The organism is Streptomyces sp. NPDC029292 (genome assembly GCF_055569295.1).
The window spans coordinates 175,774-190,498 of the sequence record NZ_JBVHXR010000013.1 but is presented as its reverse complement, the minus strand read 5'-3'; the positions used below and the strand labels follow the sequence as shown (position 1 = coordinate 190,498).

13 protein-coding genes are annotated in these 14,725 nt (G+C 70.5%); 4 read left to right on the top strand and 9 right to left on the bottom strand.

The window, feature by feature from the left end:
* Window positions 1-120 precede the first annotated feature (120 nt).
* Complete coding sequence (locus ACZ4WS_RS27360; RefSeq protein ID WP_467984332.1) at window positions 121-2,517, top strand: glycoside hydrolase family 44 protein; 2,397 nt, start codon at window positions 121-123, stop codon at window positions 2,515-2,517.
* A gap of 239 nt (window positions 2,518-2,756) precedes the next feature.
* Here the strand turns inward: ACZ4WS_RS27360 and ACZ4WS_RS27355 are convergent, their stop codons facing one another.
* The gene (locus ACZ4WS_RS27355; RefSeq protein WP_467984330.1) at window positions 2,757-3,695 is read right to left on the bottom strand and encodes an NAD-dependent epimerase/dehydratase family protein; all 939 of its coding nucleotides are present in this window, start codon (window positions 3,693-3,695) and stop codon (window positions 2,757-2,759) included.
* A gap of 729 nt (window positions 3,696-4,424) precedes the next feature.
* On the opposite strand from ACZ4WS_RS27355, the gene ACZ4WS_RS27350 reads away from it, so the two are divergent.
* The 3 genes from ACZ4WS_RS27350 to ACZ4WS_RS27340 all read left to right on the top strand — a co-directional run bounded on the left by ACZ4WS_RS27350 (window position 4,425) and on the right by ACZ4WS_RS27340 (window position 6,495).
* Complete coding sequence (locus ACZ4WS_RS27350) at window positions 4,425-4,553, top strand: hypothetical protein (protein WP_467984329.1); 129 nt, start codon at window positions 4,425-4,427, stop codon at window positions 4,551-4,553.
* Window positions 4,550-5,497: an MBL fold metallo-hydrolase gene (locus ACZ4WS_RS27345; RefSeq protein ID WP_467984327.1), complete on the top strand. Its 948-nt coding sequence runs from the start codon at window positions 4,550-4,552 to the stop codon at window positions 5,495-5,497. Before ACZ4WS_RS27350 ends, ACZ4WS_RS27345 begins: the two co-directional genes overlap by 4 nt.
* A 212-nt stretch (window positions 5,498-5,709) precedes the next feature.
* The gene (locus ACZ4WS_RS27340) at window positions 5,710-6,495 is read left to right on the top strand and encodes an MBL fold metallo-hydrolase (RefSeq protein WP_467984325.1); all 786 of its coding nucleotides are present in this window, start codon (window positions 5,710-5,712) and stop codon (window positions 6,493-6,495) included.
* Window positions 6,496-6,635: 140 nt separating this feature from the next.
* On the opposite strand, the gene ACZ4WS_RS27335 is transcribed toward ACZ4WS_RS27340, so the two are convergent.
* From ACZ4WS_RS27335 to ACZ4WS_RS27300, 8 genes are all read right to left on the bottom strand, one after another.
* Window positions 6,636-6,818 (bottom strand): hypothetical protein, encoded by a 183-nt coding sequence (locus ACZ4WS_RS27335; protein WP_467984323.1) that lies wholly within the window; start codon window positions 6,816-6,818, stop codon window positions 6,636-6,638.
* 14 nt (window positions 6,819-6,832) lie between these two features.
* Entirely contained in the window at window positions 6,833-7,018 is a 186-nt protein-coding gene (locus ACZ4WS_RS27330; RefSeq protein WP_467984321.1) for a hypothetical protein, read from the bottom strand.
* A gap of 246 nt (window positions 7,019-7,264) precedes the next feature.
* On the bottom strand, window positions 7,265-7,786 hold the full coding sequence (locus ACZ4WS_RS27325; RefSeq protein ID WP_467984320.1) for a hypothetical protein: 522 nt from the start codon (window positions 7,784-7,786) through the stop codon (window positions 7,265-7,267).
* A gap of 369 nt (window positions 7,787-8,155) precedes the next feature.
* Entirely contained in the window at window positions 8,156-9,568 is a 1,413-nt protein-coding gene (locus ACZ4WS_RS27320) for a nucleobase:cation symporter-2 family protein (RefSeq protein WP_467984318.1), read from the bottom strand.
* Window positions 9,569-9,581: 13 nt separating this feature from the next.
* Window positions 9,582-10,604 (bottom strand): isopenicillin N synthase family dioxygenase, encoded by a 1,023-nt coding sequence (locus ACZ4WS_RS27315; protein ID WP_467984316.1) that lies wholly within the window; start codon window positions 10,602-10,604, stop codon window positions 9,582-9,584.
* 363 nt (window positions 10,605-10,967) lie between these two features.
* On the bottom strand, window positions 10,968-12,275 hold the full coding sequence (locus ACZ4WS_RS27310; protein WP_467984314.1) for an amidohydrolase family protein: 1,308 nt from the start codon (window positions 12,273-12,275) through the stop codon (window positions 10,968-10,970).
* A complete protein-coding gene (locus tag ACZ4WS_RS27305; protein ID WP_467984312.1) occupies window positions 12,275-13,630 on the bottom strand; it encodes a uracil-xanthine permease family protein in 1,356 nt (451 codons plus the stop codon). Before ACZ4WS_RS27305 ends, ACZ4WS_RS27310 begins: the two co-directional genes overlap by 1 nt.
* A gap of 161 nt (window positions 13,631-13,791) precedes the next feature.
* On the bottom strand, window positions 13,792-14,709 hold the full coding sequence (locus ACZ4WS_RS27300) for a LysR family transcriptional regulator (protein ID WP_467984310.1): 918 nt from the start codon (window positions 14,707-14,709) through the stop codon (window positions 13,792-13,794).
* Window positions 14,710-14,725 lie beyond the last annotated feature (16 nt).

The following is a 14,725-nucleotide window of genomic DNA, read 5'->3' as shown; positions in this document are numbered from 1 at the left end:
CCCACGTCATTCCCCACGTCAGGCCGTACGGCACTGCCCGCTCGGTGCCATGGCCCGTGCGCCCGCGCGCCGCCGCACGGGCGTGGCCGGGCCGTGTCGCATGGCCTTGAGGAGGAGACCATGCGCATGACTCCGAGAGCCGCGCCGGCTGCCTTAGCGCTGCTGGTGGCCGGTGCCGGTTTGGCCGATCCCGGCGAGGCCGGCGTCTTACCGGACGGGGGCGCGCGGCCTGCCGCCGCCTCAGCCGCCGCGGACGGCCCCTCGCTCACAGTCGACACCACCACCGGGCGCCATACGATCGACCCGCACGTCTACGGGATCAACTTCGCCGACGAGTCGCTGGCCAAGGAGTTGCGACTGCCGGTCCGGCGATGGGGCGGGAACGCCACGACCCGCTACAACTACAAGCTCGACGCCTACAACGCGGGCGCGGACTGGTACTTCGAGAACCTGTACTACGACAACGCCACCGCCGCGCTGCCGGACGGCTCGGAGGCCGACAAGTTCGTCGAGCAGAACATTCGGACCGGTTCCGACACTCTGCTGACCGTACCGATGATCGGCTCGACGACCGCGGCCCGTAACGCGGCCTGCGGCTTCAGTATCGCCAAGTACGGGCCCCAGCAGGGCAGTGACGCCCAGTGGCGTCCGGACTGCGGCAACGGCGTGAAGAGTGACGGCACGAACGTCACCGGCAACGACCCGGCCGAGACCAGCGTCGCCGCCGGCCCGGAATTCAGCAAGGGCTGGGTGCAGTACCTGGACGGCAAGTACGGCACCGCCGACAACGGCGGGGTGCGCTTCTACAACCTCGACAACGAGCCCGACCTGTGGTGGAGCACCCATCGGGACGTGCACCCGGCCGGCCCCGGCTACGACGAAATCCGCGACAGCACCTACGCGACCGCTGCCGCGATCAAGGAGGCCGACCCGGGGGCGAAGACCCTCGGCCCGGTCGGCTGGGGCTTCAACTCCCTGGTCTACTCCGGCCTCGACCAGAAGACCTGCAACGAAACGGGCGGCGACTGCTGGTCCAATCCCCCGGACCGGGCGGCCCACGGCGGAGTGCAGTTCGCTCCCTGGTACCTCCAGCAGATGAAGGCCTACGAGCAGAGCCACGGCACCCGCATCCTGGACTACTTCGACGAGCACATCTACCCGCAGCAGTCCGGGGTGTTCAGCGGCAACGAGGACGCCGCCACCCAGGCCCTGCGGCTGCGCTCCACGCGGCAGCTGTGGGACCCCACGTACGTGGACGAGAGCTGGATCAACCAGCCCATCCAGTTCATCCCGCGCACGCGCTCCCTCGTCGACGAGAACTACCCGGGCACCAAACTCGCGATCACCGAGTACAACTGGGGCGCGCTGGACCACATCGACGGAGCTCTCGCGCAGGCCGACGTGCTCGGTATCTTCGGCCGGGAGGGACTCGACCTGGCGACCCTGTGGGCGCCGCCCAAGCCCACCGACCCCGGCGCCTACGCCTTCCGCATGTTCCGGAACTACGACGGCAACGGCGGTTCCTTCGGCGACACCGCCGTCCAGGCGGCCAGCGCCGACCAGGACAAACTCTCGGTCTACGCGGCCGAGCGCAGCAGCGACCACGCGCTGACCGTGATGGTCGTCAACAAGACCACCGGTGACCTGACCGCTCCGGTGTCCGTGACCGGCAGCACCGCGCCGGCCGGCTCCGCGCAGGTCTACCGCTACGGCCAGGACGACGTCACCTCGATCAAGCACCTGGCCGACCAGCCGCTGACCGGCGGCGGCTTCAGCGCCACCTTCCCCGCGTACTCCATCACCGAGTACGTCCTGCCCGCCGGATCCTCCGAGGCGAAGCCGCCCACCGCGCCCGGCACCCCGGCCGCCACCTCGGTCGGTTCGGACCGGGCCACCCTGGCCTGGACCGCGTCCACCGCCGGGTCGTCCCCGGTGGCGAGCTACCAGGTGTACTCGGGCGACCCCGCGGGCACCGCCCCGGTCGCCACGGTCGACGCCCCCGCCACGAGCGCCACCGTCACCGGACTGTCCCCGGCCACCGCCTACACCTTCCGCGTCGTGGCGAAGGACACCGCGGGCCGTAGCTCCCCGCCGTCGGCCCCGGTGCAGGTGACCACCGCGGCGGCCCCGGCCTCCGCCTGCACGGTCGACTACCGGCTGAGCAACGACTGGGGCACCGGCTTCACGGCCACCGTCACGATCACCAACAAGGGCCCCGCGCTGAGCGGCTGGCAGCTCGGCTTCTCCTTCACCGGCAATCAGAAGGTCACCCAGGGCTGGAACGGCACCTGGAGCCAGAGCGGCACCGGGGTGACCGTCAAGGACGCCGGCTGGAACGCCGCCCTCGCCACGGGCGGCTCCACCACCATCGGCTTCAACGGCGCCTACACCGGCACCAACCCCGCGCCACAGGACTTCACACTGAACGGCAAGCCCTGCACCTTCCCCGGCACCGCGGCCGCCGCACATGTCGCGGCCCCGGTCGGCCACGCGCCCGGCACCCACGCCGTCCGGTGACCGTACCCCGCGGTCCACGGACCGCGGGGCTCAAAATCATTCGGCTCTGTCGCATCGCGTCGGACCAAGCCGTCCCCTGCCAACCGACTCAGCGCGTACAACGCGGCCGCCGCGCCGACATCGAGCTCGTCGGCAAGTCGGTCTCCTGGACCGCGTCCTCGGCCTCGCTCACGCTGCCGAGGATCCGGTGGCGATCGAGAACAGCAGCGGCCGCACCTCCTCGAACTCCTCGGCCCGGATCAAGCCAACCCTTCCTCGAAGCCCTGCCGCCACGACGGATAGCGCAGCTCCCAGCCGAGCTCCCGCTTGGCCTTGGCGTTGGAGAAGCCGCGCCCCTCGGTCATCATCGTCACCACCACCTCCCCGGCCAGTAGCCGGGCCAGCCACTTGGCGACCCGCATCGGCCGCTTCGCCCCCGCGCACGCCGCCAGATACGGCAGCCACTCGCCGGCCGGGGCCGGTTCGTCATCGACGATGTTGAACACCCCCTTCGCCTTCTGCTCCACGGCCAGGACGGTCGCGCTCGCCGCGTCGTCCAGATGCACCCACGAGCCGTAGCCGGTGCCGTCCCCGACCAGCGGGAACTGCCGCTTGCGCACGAGCTCGACCTGATCGTCGGTGGCACCCGGCCCGTAGAACCCGCCATATCGCAGGACCACACCACCAGCCCCGACGACCACGTCCTCGACGTGGCGGAGCGCCTCCATCCCCGTGTGCGCAGCCGTCCCCTCGTGCAGGTCCAGCGGGTCCTCCTCGGTCTTCACCCATCCGCCCTTGCGGATTCCGTTCCAGTTGGCGTAGCCCTGCGCGACGAAGTGCGATACGCCGGTCGCCTCGGCCGCGGCCAGCAGGTGATCCGTCCCCTCGGTGCGCAGCCGGATGGTGGGGACGGACCACCGGTCAAAGTGCTTCAGGTCTGGCTTGCCGGCGTGAGCGGGACTAATTCCGGTCATCTGGTGCACGATCACGTCCGGCCGGGCCTTGGCCACCGCTTCACCGACCGACACCGCATCCAGCCCGTCCATCACTACGCCAACTGCGCCCAGCTGCGCCGGCAAGTTCAGCTTGGCCGCGCTCGTCGTCGTAGCCGTCACCTGGTGGCCCCGGGCCGCGAGCTGCGGCACCAGCCGCCGCCCCAAAACCCCGGTCCCGCCTGCCACGAACACTCGCATGCCCATCACCTTCCTGGTTCCGGAGTCTGTCTCTGAGACCTGAGACGAGACAGCACGGCAACCCGTGACATGGGCGGGAAGGCCGTCGGAGCGTCACAGCAGGCGTCACCCGGTGACGCCTGCTGAACGCGTGCCTCGGGGCCAAGCCTCCCGCCGGGCAGGTCGGGGAGCTGGAAGGAGTACCGGCCGAGCATGCTGATGTGGTGCCGCACGAACGGCGAGAGACGGGCCACGGCCTCGTCGCGGACGTCGAAGCCGGCGCGCCACAGGGACCTGATCAACGGTCGCCGGCCCCTCCGGCGGTATCGATGACACCACTCCATCCCTCGACCAGCCCTTGACAGACTTACACCATAAGCATTCTACTGCCGCCATCCTTACGGCATAAGTCAAAAGGCTTTGGGACGGAGCCCCTCTTATGGCCCCTCATGTGGCGCCGCCTGCCCGGGCGTTCGCGACGCGGCAACCGGTGATCATCGTGGGCTGCGGCCGGTCGAACTCGCGGCCACGCTGGAGCTCGCGCTTCGAGACGCCCACCGTGGTGTTGGAACGGCGTACGTCGCCGTCGCTGCATCCGAAGAGCCCCCCGACGGATACGTCGCCTGGCGCTCCGCCACCGCGGTAGCGGCCGGCGGCAAGGAACTCACGGAAGCGATGGAGCGGATCCTCGGCCGCCGGTAACGGTGACGGTCCACCAACCCCCTTTTTCTGCACGGCACTTGAGTGAGGAAGCGAATGGACTTCAACGTCATCGTCCCGGGAGCGGGTTTCGCCCGGTTCGTCGCGGCGTACGAGGCGCTCGGCAGCTGCCCGGTCTGCGGGCGCCGGGCCGGCCGCGTCGTCGCTCGGCAGGTGGCCGCGTGACCGGCCGTGGCCCGGGCATGGCGGCCATGCTGCGGGGGCTTCGGGCTCCCAGCCTCGCCCCGTGGACGCATCTTTACGAACCGCCCGTGCCGCTGCGGCCGGGAGCACCGCACAGCATGTTCCTCGGCGTGTCCACGATCCTGCTCGACGACGGTGACACCGCGCTTCTCACCGACGGCTTCTTCAGCCGCCCCGGCCTGCTGCGTGTCCGGTTCGGCCGGGTGCGGCCGGAGCGAGCCCGTATCACCGCGGCCCTGCGCCACGCGGGCATCAGCCACCTCGACGCGGTGTTCGTCGTGCATTCCCACTACGACCACGCCCTGGACGCTCCCGAAGTGGCCGCCGCCACCGGCGCCCGCCTCATCGGCTCCGCCTCGACCCGCAACATCGCCCGCGGCCATGACTTCCCCGACGAGCGTTTCGAACTCGTCGCCATCGGCAAGCCGTTGCCGATCGGCCGCTTCCGGCTCACTGCCCTGCCCGCCCGGCACAGCCCCGGCGACCTGGCCCCCGGACAGCTGGACCGCCCCTTGCACTCCCCGGCCCGTGCCACGGACTACAAGACGGGCGACTGCTACACCCTCCACGTCCGCCACGGCGAACGCGAACTCCTCATCCACGCCAGCGCCCACAGCCTGCCCGGCGCCCTCGACGGCCACCGCGCCGACACCGTCTACCTCGGCATCGGCGCGCTCGGCAAGCAGAACGAGGCTTTCCGGGAGGAGTACTGGGACCGCCTGGTCACGGCCACGGGCGCACGACGCGTCGTACCCATCCACTGGGACGACTTCACCCGCCCCTTCGACCGTCCGCTGCGCCCCTTCCCCGCCTTCTTCGACGACTTCACGACGACCATGACCTTCCTGACCCGCAAGGCCGAGCGCACGGGAGTCGCCCTGGCCCTGCCCGTACCAGGTCAACGGGCGGACCCCTGGCCGACCTGACACCTCAGGAGGCAGGGACTCGGGCCGGCAGGTCAGGCGCACCCCCGACGAGCTCGCGGAGGTGTCCGCCGCCGACCACATGCGCTCGAACCAGGCCATCGGCAAGATCGTGCTCGAACTGCCCAGCCGTACGGAACCGGCCCACGGCCCCTGACCCCGCGGCGGCCCAGCTGATCGGTGCCTCCCCCCTCACCTCCAAGGACACCCCTCACGTGAAAGTCCACCACCTCAACTGCGGCACCATGCACCCTCCCGGCGCCCGCCTCGTCTGCCACGTCCTGCTGATCGAGACCGCGAGCAGCCTGGTCCTCGTCGACTCCGGATACGGCCTCGACGACGTCACCGATCCCAAGCCGCGCATCGGACCGGCACGCCACTTCGTCCGACCGGTGCTCGACGCCGAGGAAACCGCCGCCCGCCAGGTCGAACGGCTCGGATTCCGTCGGGACGACGTCCGCCACATCGTCCTCACCCACTTCGACGCCGACCACATCGGCGGCCTTTCCGACTTCCCACACGCCCAGGTCCACGTCACCGCGGCCGAGGCGCTCGGGGCCGTCCACTCCCCTTCCTGGCGGGAACGGATCCGCTACCAGCAGCCCCAATGGGCGCACGGTCCCAAGCTCGTCGAGCACAGCCCCGACGGCGACCAGTGGCGCGGATTCGCCGCGGCCCGGGAACTCGACGCCATCGCTCCCGGCATCGTCCTGGTCTCCCTCCCCGGCCACACCCGCGGCCACGCAGCCGTGGCGGTCGACACCGGCACCCACTGGCTGCTGCACGCCGGCGACGCCTTCTACCACCACGGCACGCTGGACGGCCGCACCCCCATCCCCGGCTCGTTGCGCGCGATGGAGGCGGTCATCGCGTACGACCGGAAGAAGGTCCGCGACAACCACGCCCGACTCGCCGAGCTGAACCGGCGAGCCGAATCCGACCTCGTGATCGTCAACGCCCACGACGCGGTCCTGTACGACAGGGTGCGCACCGTGGCGTAACGGGGAGGCTGGTCGTCGGCTACAAGGTGTCCGGCGCCCTCGCCGAACTCGGCCCGGACACGGGCGGCCCGCGATCTCGGCTACGCCGACAACGAGTTCGGCCCCTGGCACACCCGGCTGCCCACGGTTCGACGCCAGGTTCAGGAAGCGGGGAGCCACTCGGGGCGGCTGGTGCCCCGGGGCACCGGGATGGGGTTCCGCCAGCGGGGCGGGGTGGCGGAGAAGCGAACCGGCGGGGCGAGGGTGCGCAGGTCACCGAGCGGGGTGGCGGCGTCGTACGCGGCTCGCGTGCCGGTCCGAGCTCGTAGCACCAGGCCCGGCACAACGAAAGGGGAGATCAGCCGGCTTGGATGTCCTCGATGTAGCGGCCCTGGTCCATCAGGTGCCGCAGCCAGTCCTCGGCGGCCGAGCCGTCGGCACCGGGGGCGCGCTTCACGTACAGGTCCCGGAAGGCGTCGCGGACGCCGGGCGCCATGTACCGGCCGTCACCGCAGACGTAGACCTTGGCCCCTGCTTCGAGCAATAGGCGCTCGGCGTTCGCGAACGCCGAGCGCTTCTTCGGGCCGCCTCAGACCGTGAAAGCCCGGCACGCGCTGAAGAAGGGGCTCAACTTTCTGGGACAGAACCCGGTTCGCTGTCCGGGCCGGAGCTGCCCGGACGGCGCTCCGGCCTTGACTCACGTATTCCTGGGGATGTGGGGCTCCGAGTGCGTACATCACGACGTGGAGCAGAGCCGTAAGCCACCTCGCGCTGCGCAACGGACGGTGAGTCAGTGCCCTGCCGTCAGCTTTACCAGGGCCACCGCGACACCGATGAGGGCGTCGATCGCGCCGGCCAGCACTCCGGCAAGCACACCGCTCCCCATCCGGATCCCGCTCAGGCAGCCCCAGGTGAACAACGCCCCGACATCGACGGCGGCGGCGGTCAGCAGGCCGGTGTGCAGCGACATGACCCCCAGGGCCGCCGCCGCGACCATCACCAGCGGGCCGACGGCGGACAGCAGCAGCGGGCTGCTGACGTGGAGCAGCCTGCGCAGGTCGTGACCAGTGGCCAGTCGTTCGTGGAGCACCCGATGCGCCTGCTGGTCGGCGACCAGCGTGGCGAGCCACAACCCGAGCGCGGTGGTCGCCACCGTCAACGCCGCGCCCTGCACCCCCACGCCGTGCGTGGCGGACAACCCCACTACGACCGCGATCATCGTAATCGCCGCGTAGATCCGCTCCTTGAGCCGCTCCGCGGCCACCTCCAATTCCTCATCGTCCAGAGGAGCCCTGCCGGAACGCGTCGCCACCCTGCTCCTCCACACCGGGAACCGTCTCTGTGCAGTCTCCCGCCCAGAGGTCCTCCTCCCCCCCGCATGCGCGACCGGTCCACCACGTTCCACCCCTTCGGCCCCGCTGGAACGCAGACCGCCACCGCCCCTCCCAAGGGGTGACCGAATTGAAGTCGAGCAGCAGACTCCGTCCGGCCCGCGTCTCGAACGCCCGGGCCCGGGCGACAGCCTCATCTACCCGGGTGGCGTCCCACACCGCCGGCGTGCCCTGGGCGACCGCGACCGCGTCCGTATCCTCGCGGTCCAGAACGCACCCGGCACCGACGACCAGCGCCTCGCCGAACCGAGCCCGCGCTGATGACGTGCGCGGTCGCCCTGGCACCCGCGCTATGGGACGTATTCCGCCGGGGTGGTGGACGTTTGCCGAGTCTGCTCCTCTGCCTTTGCCTCTGCCTTTGCCTCTGCCTTTGCCTCTGCCTTTGCCTTTGTCTTTGCCTCGTCGTCCGCCGTGCGTGCCGGGCGGGTCCGGTTGAAGGCCAGGTTCAGCCCGAACGCGATCAGGGTCGCGCTCGTCACCGGTGAGCCCAGCACGATGCGCACACCGTCCGGGAAACGGGAGTAGAGGTCCGGTGCCACGTCGGGCGCCATGCCCACGCCGATCGACACGGCGACGATCAGCAGGTTCTGCGTTCCCTCGAACTCGACTTTCCGCAGTGTGCTGATACCGACGGCGGCGACCGTGGCGAACATGACCAGTCCCGCCGCGCCCACGACCGGTCCGGGCAGCCCGGCCACCACCGCCCCCAGCTTGGGAACCAGGCCCAGGGCAACCAGGATGGCGCCCGCGACGGTGGCCACATGGCGGCTGCGCACCCGGGTCATCGACACCAGGCCCACGTTCTGGGCGAAGACGGTGTCGAGGAAGGCGTTCATCACTCCGCCGAGCACCCCGGACAGACCGTCGGCGGCCAGCCCGCGCGCCATGTCCGCGGTCGTCAGCTCCTTGCCGGTGAGTTCGGCGACCGCGATCAGGTCCGCGGTCGACTCGGCGAACAGGACCAGCATCACGACACACATGGAGATGACCGCGACGGGCGGGAACTCGGGCGCGCCGAAGTGGAACGGAGCGCTCACCCCGATCCAGTCGGCGCCACGGGCGGCGGACAGGTCCACCAGTCCCAGCGGTACCGCGACCGCCGTACCGGCCAACAGCCCGAGCAGGACGCCGGTCTGGGCCAGAAAGCCCCGGCCGAACCTCGCCACCAGCAGGATCACGATGACGACGAAGGCAGCGAGGGCGAGGCGCGACGGCGCCGCGTAGTCCGCCGCCTTGGGGTCGCTGCCGACGACAAGGTTGACGCCGACACCGATCAGCGCCAGGCCGACCACGGTGATCACCACACCGCTCACCAGCGGCGGGAAGAAGCGCGCTGCCTTGGCGAACGGCCAGGCGGCGAGCAGGCCGAAGATCCCGGCGGCGATCATCGAACCGTATACGGCCTGGAGCCCGTACTCACCGGCGATCAGGATCATCGGCGCCACGGCGGTGAAGGCCGCGCCGGCCATCACGGGCATACGGACGCCGAGCACCCGCCCGACGCCCGCGCCCTGGATCATCGTGACGACGCCCGCGACCAGCAGGTCCGCGTTGATGAGCAGAGCGATGGTCGAGGCATCGAGCCCGGTGGCCGCGCCGAAGACGAGCGGCACCGTGACACAGCCCGTGTACATCACCAGAACGTGCTGGAGACCCAGCACCGCGAGCCGCCCGAACGGCGCCCGCTGCTTCGCGGACATCATCACAACAGCACTCCTATCGTGCGAAGTTGGCGGCGATGCGCTGCTGGATGTACTGCTCCGCCGTGATCGGCGGATACCGGCCGTCCGGCCCCTCGATCACCACGTCACGGTCGGCCTGGGCGAAGAAGGCGATGCTGTAGCGGGCGCCCCGGTCCTCGCCGGGGCCCGGGGACTTGACCCGGTGGAAGTTGGACGGAAGCCGGTCGTCGCTCCACCGCATCAGCATGTCGCCGATGTTGCAGGTGATGGCGTCGGCCGAGGGCACCACGGGAGTCCACTCCTGGGCCTCGGCCTCCTTTCCCGGGCACACCTGCAGCCCGCCCTGCCCGTCCCGCTGGAAGAGCAGCGTCAGGCAGTCGAAGTCGGTGTGCGCACCGGCCCGCCACACGTTCGGGTCGAGCTCGGCGTCCTCGGGGATCGCGAAGTAGTGCAGCATCCGCAGGGTGGACTGGTAGTGCATGCTCCGAGGGTCGTGGGCGCGGGTGAAGAAGTCGCCGGCGAAGCCCAGCTTGTCGGCGAAGCAGGACAGGACCCGCATCGCCACCTCGCGGCAGCGCGTCTCGAAGTCGAGGGCGCGCGGCCGGAATTCGGGCAGGACGTCGTCGGGCCAGAGCCCCTCCATGTGAGGGCGGGTGACCTGGTACGACTCCTTCTGGTCCGGTGTCCCGACGGACGGCCTGACCTGGGTCATGGACTCCCACCCGGAGTTGAGGCCCTTCTTCAGCCCATGCCGGGCCTTGTGGGCCTCGGGCAGCGCGAAAAATCCCTCGGCGTTCGTGAACGCCTCGTCCACCAGGTCCTGTTCGATGCCGTGGTTGACCAGCTGGAAGAACCCGATGTCCGTGGCCGCCGCCCACAGCTCCTCGGTGATCTCGGCCCTGCGGGCCTCGAAGTCGGAGAGGTCGATGCGGCGGATCTCCCGCGCCGTGGTCTCGGTTCCGGCCCCGCCCATGCGGGTTTCCTTGTCGAGTTCGGCGAGGCCGTACGTCGATTGAGGCGTCGCGTGCGGCACAGCACGCGTCGTGATGTCAGTCATCGCGGCAAGTACTCCTGAGTACATCGGAGTGGTGTTCTCCGAGTCCTACGAGGTGCAGTCACCGCCCCTGCACCCCCACCGCGGACACACAGAGGTCCGCGGGCACGGTCGGCCTCGGACCCGTCCGTGGGCCCGGCGCCGTGGGCTGGCATACGCCCCGTCGACAGGGGCCATGCGCGATGAAGTCAGCCTGGCGGCACCGTGTTTCGTCCGGGAACCAGTTCTGTTACTGCGACAGCACGTTCACGACGGACGACGACGTCGGTCTGGCGGCGGTACGGGCCGAAATCGGGACCATCCCCCCGATGCTGTGCGCTCGGCGCCGCCCGCCCTATGCGAAGGGCCATCACCAGAGGGTGGCCGCTATCGCGACAACAGGTCCACCAGGAACGCCTCGGAAAGGCGCGCACTGCGCCCGTCCCGCACCACCGCCTCGCCCGCCACCAGGACCGTGTCCACGGTCCGGCTGCTCGCGCAGGTCAGCAGTGTTGCGCCCGGATCGCGCACCGGAAGGCACGCGTAGTCCCGCTCGAAGCGGTGCAGCACGAGGTCGGCCCTGGCACCGGCCACCACACCGTCCGCGCGGGAATCGAGCCCGAGCACCTCGTTGGCGCCGCCGGCGGCGATGGCCAACATCTCCGCGAAGCCGAGCAGATCGGCCCGCCGGTGCGCGGCACGCTGCAGATACGCCCCGATCCGCATGGCCTCCAGAATGTCCTGGGTGTCGTTGCTGGCGGCCCCGTCGACCCCGAGCCCTACCCGAAGTCCCGCTTCCCGCATGGCGATCACGGGGGCGATGCCGCTGCCCAGCCGCATATTGCTGAGCGGGTTGTAGGAGACGCCGACTCCGTGCCGGGCGAGCGCCGCACGGCCCGCCGCGTCCAGCTCCACACAGTGCACGGCGAGCAGCCGCTCCCACAGGAATCCGGCCGCCTCCAGGTATTCCACGGCTCCTTGACCGGTGTGCTCCCGGCACATCAAGTCGTCCGTCGCCGTCTCCAGGAGGTGGATCGACACCGGCAGGTCCCGCTCTTCGGCGTACGTCCGTACCTGCCGCATTCCCGCAGGAGTGAGGCTGCGCGGATTGGGCACGGCGAGCCCCGCCGAGACGCGGCTGCCCGCCGTGGCGTCCACCAACTCGTCGGTGTGCGCGAGGGCGCTGTCCAGCTGCTGCATGAGACGTGGGTCGAAGCCCCACTTGCGGGACGGGTCCGCCCGGTCGGCCACGCCGCGGCACAGCACCGCGCGGATCCCCGAGTCGTGCAGGGCGCGCAGCACCGCGTCGTGGATCTCGGCGGACGGGTTCGGCCACATGTGGTCCACCAGCGTGGTGGTGCCGCTGCGCAGGGCCTCCGTCGCCGCGGCGGCGGCCGCTGCGTAGGCGCGATCGGGAGTGAGCGCGACGGTCTCCTCGCCGACAGTTCGCAGCCAGGACAGCAGCGGCTCGCCTTCGCCGATGCCGCGCATGCACGCCTGGTGGAGGTGGGTATGCGTGTTGACCAGGCCCGGGGTCAGATGCCCGCCCGCCGCCGCCAATACCCGCTGTCCACGGGGCAGTTCGCGGGCCCCGACGACTGCCGTCACCCGCCCGTCCGCCACGTGCACGTCCCGCGCGTCCAGCCAGCGCCCGCCGCTCCACACACAGACGTCGGTGATCGTGTCGACGTACATCAGATCTGCTCCTTGCCACGAGGGACGCAACGGGTGCGGCCCGTGTGGTGGAACAGCAGATTCAGCGTGAAGGCGACGATCCCGGTCACCGCGATGCCGCTGTCCAGGACGGTGCGCAGGTACGACGGCAGCGGCGCGTAGAAGTCGGGCGCGCCGACCGGGATCATGCCGAGGCCGAACGCGAGTGCCGCCGTCAGCAGATTGCGCCCGTCGGAGAGGTCGGCGCGGCTCAGGATCCGCAGCCCGACCGCGCCGACGGTGCCGAACGTCACGAGTGACACCCCGCCGAGCACAGGTCCCGGTACCGCCGCAACCGCCGCCCCGAGCACGGGAACGAAGGCGAGCAGCACCATCAACGCACCAGACAGCGCAACGACATGACGGCTCACCACCCGCGTCACGCTCAACAGACCGACGGACTGCCCGAACGTCACGATCGGGAAGGACGAGAAACCGCCGGAGACCACGGTGGCCGCCCCATCGGCGCGCAGCGCCCTCACCACGGTCCCCGGGTCGTCGCCGCGCTCCACGATCTGTCCCACGGCCAGGGTGTCGCCCACCGACTCGACCATGTTGACCACCTGCACGACGAGCAGGGCGACGATCGCCGGCAGGACGAACGTGGGCGCCCCGAACGCGGTCGGATCCGGCACCGACAGGGCCTGCGCCTCGCCGACCGCCGAACCGTCGAACAGGCCCAGGGGTACGGCCAGAAGCGCACCAGCGGCCATCGCGACCAGCACGGAGAAGCGTGCCATGGCGGGGGGCTCCAGCCGTTCGACGAGGACGACGAGGGCGACGGTGACGGCGGCGAGGGCGAGCCCTCGCGCGCCGCTGCCGTCCTCGTTCCCGCTTCCGGTGATGAGCCCGGCCGCCGACGGCACCAGGGAGAACCCGATGACCGCGATGACCGAGCCGGTGACGAGCGGCGGAAACAGATGCAGGATCCGCCCGAACCATGGCGCGACCGCTACCGTCACGAGCCCGGCGACGATGGTCGCCCCGAACACTGCGGCCAGGCCGTGCTCCTGGCCGATGAGCACGGCCGGAGTGATCGCGGTGAACGTCGACCCCATCACGATCGGCAACCGCGCCCCGAACCACTTGAAACCGAGTGTCTGCAGCAGCGTCGCCAGACCGCTGACCAGAAGGTTCGCGCTGATCAGCAGCCGGATCCGGTCGTCCGGCAGATCCAGTGCGACGCCCACGAGCAGCGGCATGGTGGCCAGGCCCGAGTAAGCGACGAGCACATGCTGCAGGCTCAGCGGCACCATGCGGTGCAGGGGCGGTCGTACGTCGACGGGGTGCGCGGCGGCTTCTGGGGCGCGCGTGTCGGCAGGAGGCTGCACAGCCATCCTTCCTCCTCAAAACGCGGTGAAAGGTGGCTGGTTAGCGCCGGACTGCCGGTCACCCGTCGGCCGTTGCAGCCATGACCGACGTGCGGGTGACCCTAGGGAGGGTGTGTTTCGCACGAATTTCGGCCAGGCAACGGCCGGGGTGCCCTTCGGGCCTGTGTCTACGGCCGCACAGCACGCTCAGCGACCAGGTGGCGGAGCCAGACGTGAGCGGGGTCGTCGGTCACAGTGGCATGCCAGATCGAGCTGACGGTGTACTCGGGCATCGGCAGGGGCGGCGCGACGGCCGTCAGGCCCAAGGTGTCGGCGTAGACGGTGGCCGCGTGGGTGGGGAGGGTGGCCAGGGCGGGCAGGGTCGCGAGCTGGAGCGCAGCTCCGGCGAAGTGGGTGGTGGAGGCGATCACCCGGCGGTCGAGTCCGCGTGCTTCCAGGAGGTCGTCGACGATGCCGCGCCGACCGTCGTAGGAAATGAGCAGGTGAGGGTGGGCCAGGTAGTCGTCCAGGCTGATCGGGGTCTGCAGCGGCAGGAGCCGGGGGTTGAACAGGCAGGTGTAGCCGGAGGTGAACAGCTCCTGGCTGCGGTGGTCGCCGGAGTGTGCGGGGGCGGCGGCTACTCCGAGGTCGACCTCGCCGCGGTCGAGCATGTCGGCGACGGTGTTGCGGTTGGCCTGCCGTACGGCGAGCCGGATGCCCGGCAGGCCGGCCGTCGCAGTCAGCAGGCGGGGCAGCAGCGCTGCCTCCAGGTCGTCGGACATGCCCAGGGTGAAGGTGCGCCGGGCGGTGGCCGCGTCGAAGCGGTCCTGGTCGGTCACGGCGCCGTGGATCAGTCCGAGGGCCGGTTCGATGCGGCGGGCCAGTTCGACGGCGCGCGGCGTGGGCTCGATGCCGGTGCGAGTACGGGTGAACAGCTCGTCGTCGAAGAGTCTGCGCAGCCGGCCGAGGGCGGCACTGGCCGCACCCTGGCTCAGATGCAGGGCGGCGGCGGCCCGGGTGACGCTGCGCTCGCGCATCAGTGCGGCGAAGACCACCAGCAGATTCAGGTCCGCCTTCCTGAATTCGGTTTCATAAATGTCGATCATTGTATGGATTAGTTTG

What these genes read in the sequence shown, in the direction of transcription:
- ACZ4WS_RS27360 (WP_467984332.1), top strand. Translation starts at nt 121, where the DNA reads ATGCGCATGACTCCGAGAGCCGCGCCGGCTGCCTTAGCGCTGCTGGTG.
- ACZ4WS_RS27350 (WP_467984329.1), top strand. Translation starts at nt 4,425, where the DNA reads ATGGACTTCAACGTCATCGTCCCGGGAGCGGGTTTCGCCCGGTTCGTC.
- ACZ4WS_RS27320 (WP_467984318.1), bottom strand. Translation starts at nt 9,568, where the DNA reads ATGATGTCCGCGAAGCAGCGGGCGCCGTTCGGGCGGCTCGCGGTGCTG.
- ACZ4WS_RS27310 (WP_467984314.1), bottom strand. Translation starts at nt 12,275, where the DNA reads ATGTACGTCGACACGATCACCGACGTCTGTGTGTGGAGCGGCGGGCGC.
- ACZ4WS_RS27315 (WP_467984316.1), bottom strand. Translation starts at nt 10,604, where the DNA reads ATGACTGACATCACGACGCGTGCTGTGCCGCACGCGACGCCTCAATCG.
- ACZ4WS_RS27355 (WP_467984330.1), bottom strand. Translation starts at nt 3,695, where the DNA reads ATGGGCATGCGAGTGTTCGTGGCAGGCGGGACCGGGGTTTTGGGGCGG.
- ACZ4WS_RS27300 (WP_467984310.1), bottom strand. Translation starts at nt 14,709, where the DNA reads ATGATCGACATTTATGAAACCGAATTCAGGAAGGCGGACCTGAATCTG.
- ACZ4WS_RS27305 (WP_467984312.1), bottom strand. Translation starts at nt 13,630, where the DNA reads ATGGCTGTGCAGCCTCCTGCCGACACGCGCGCCCCAGAAGCCGCCGCG.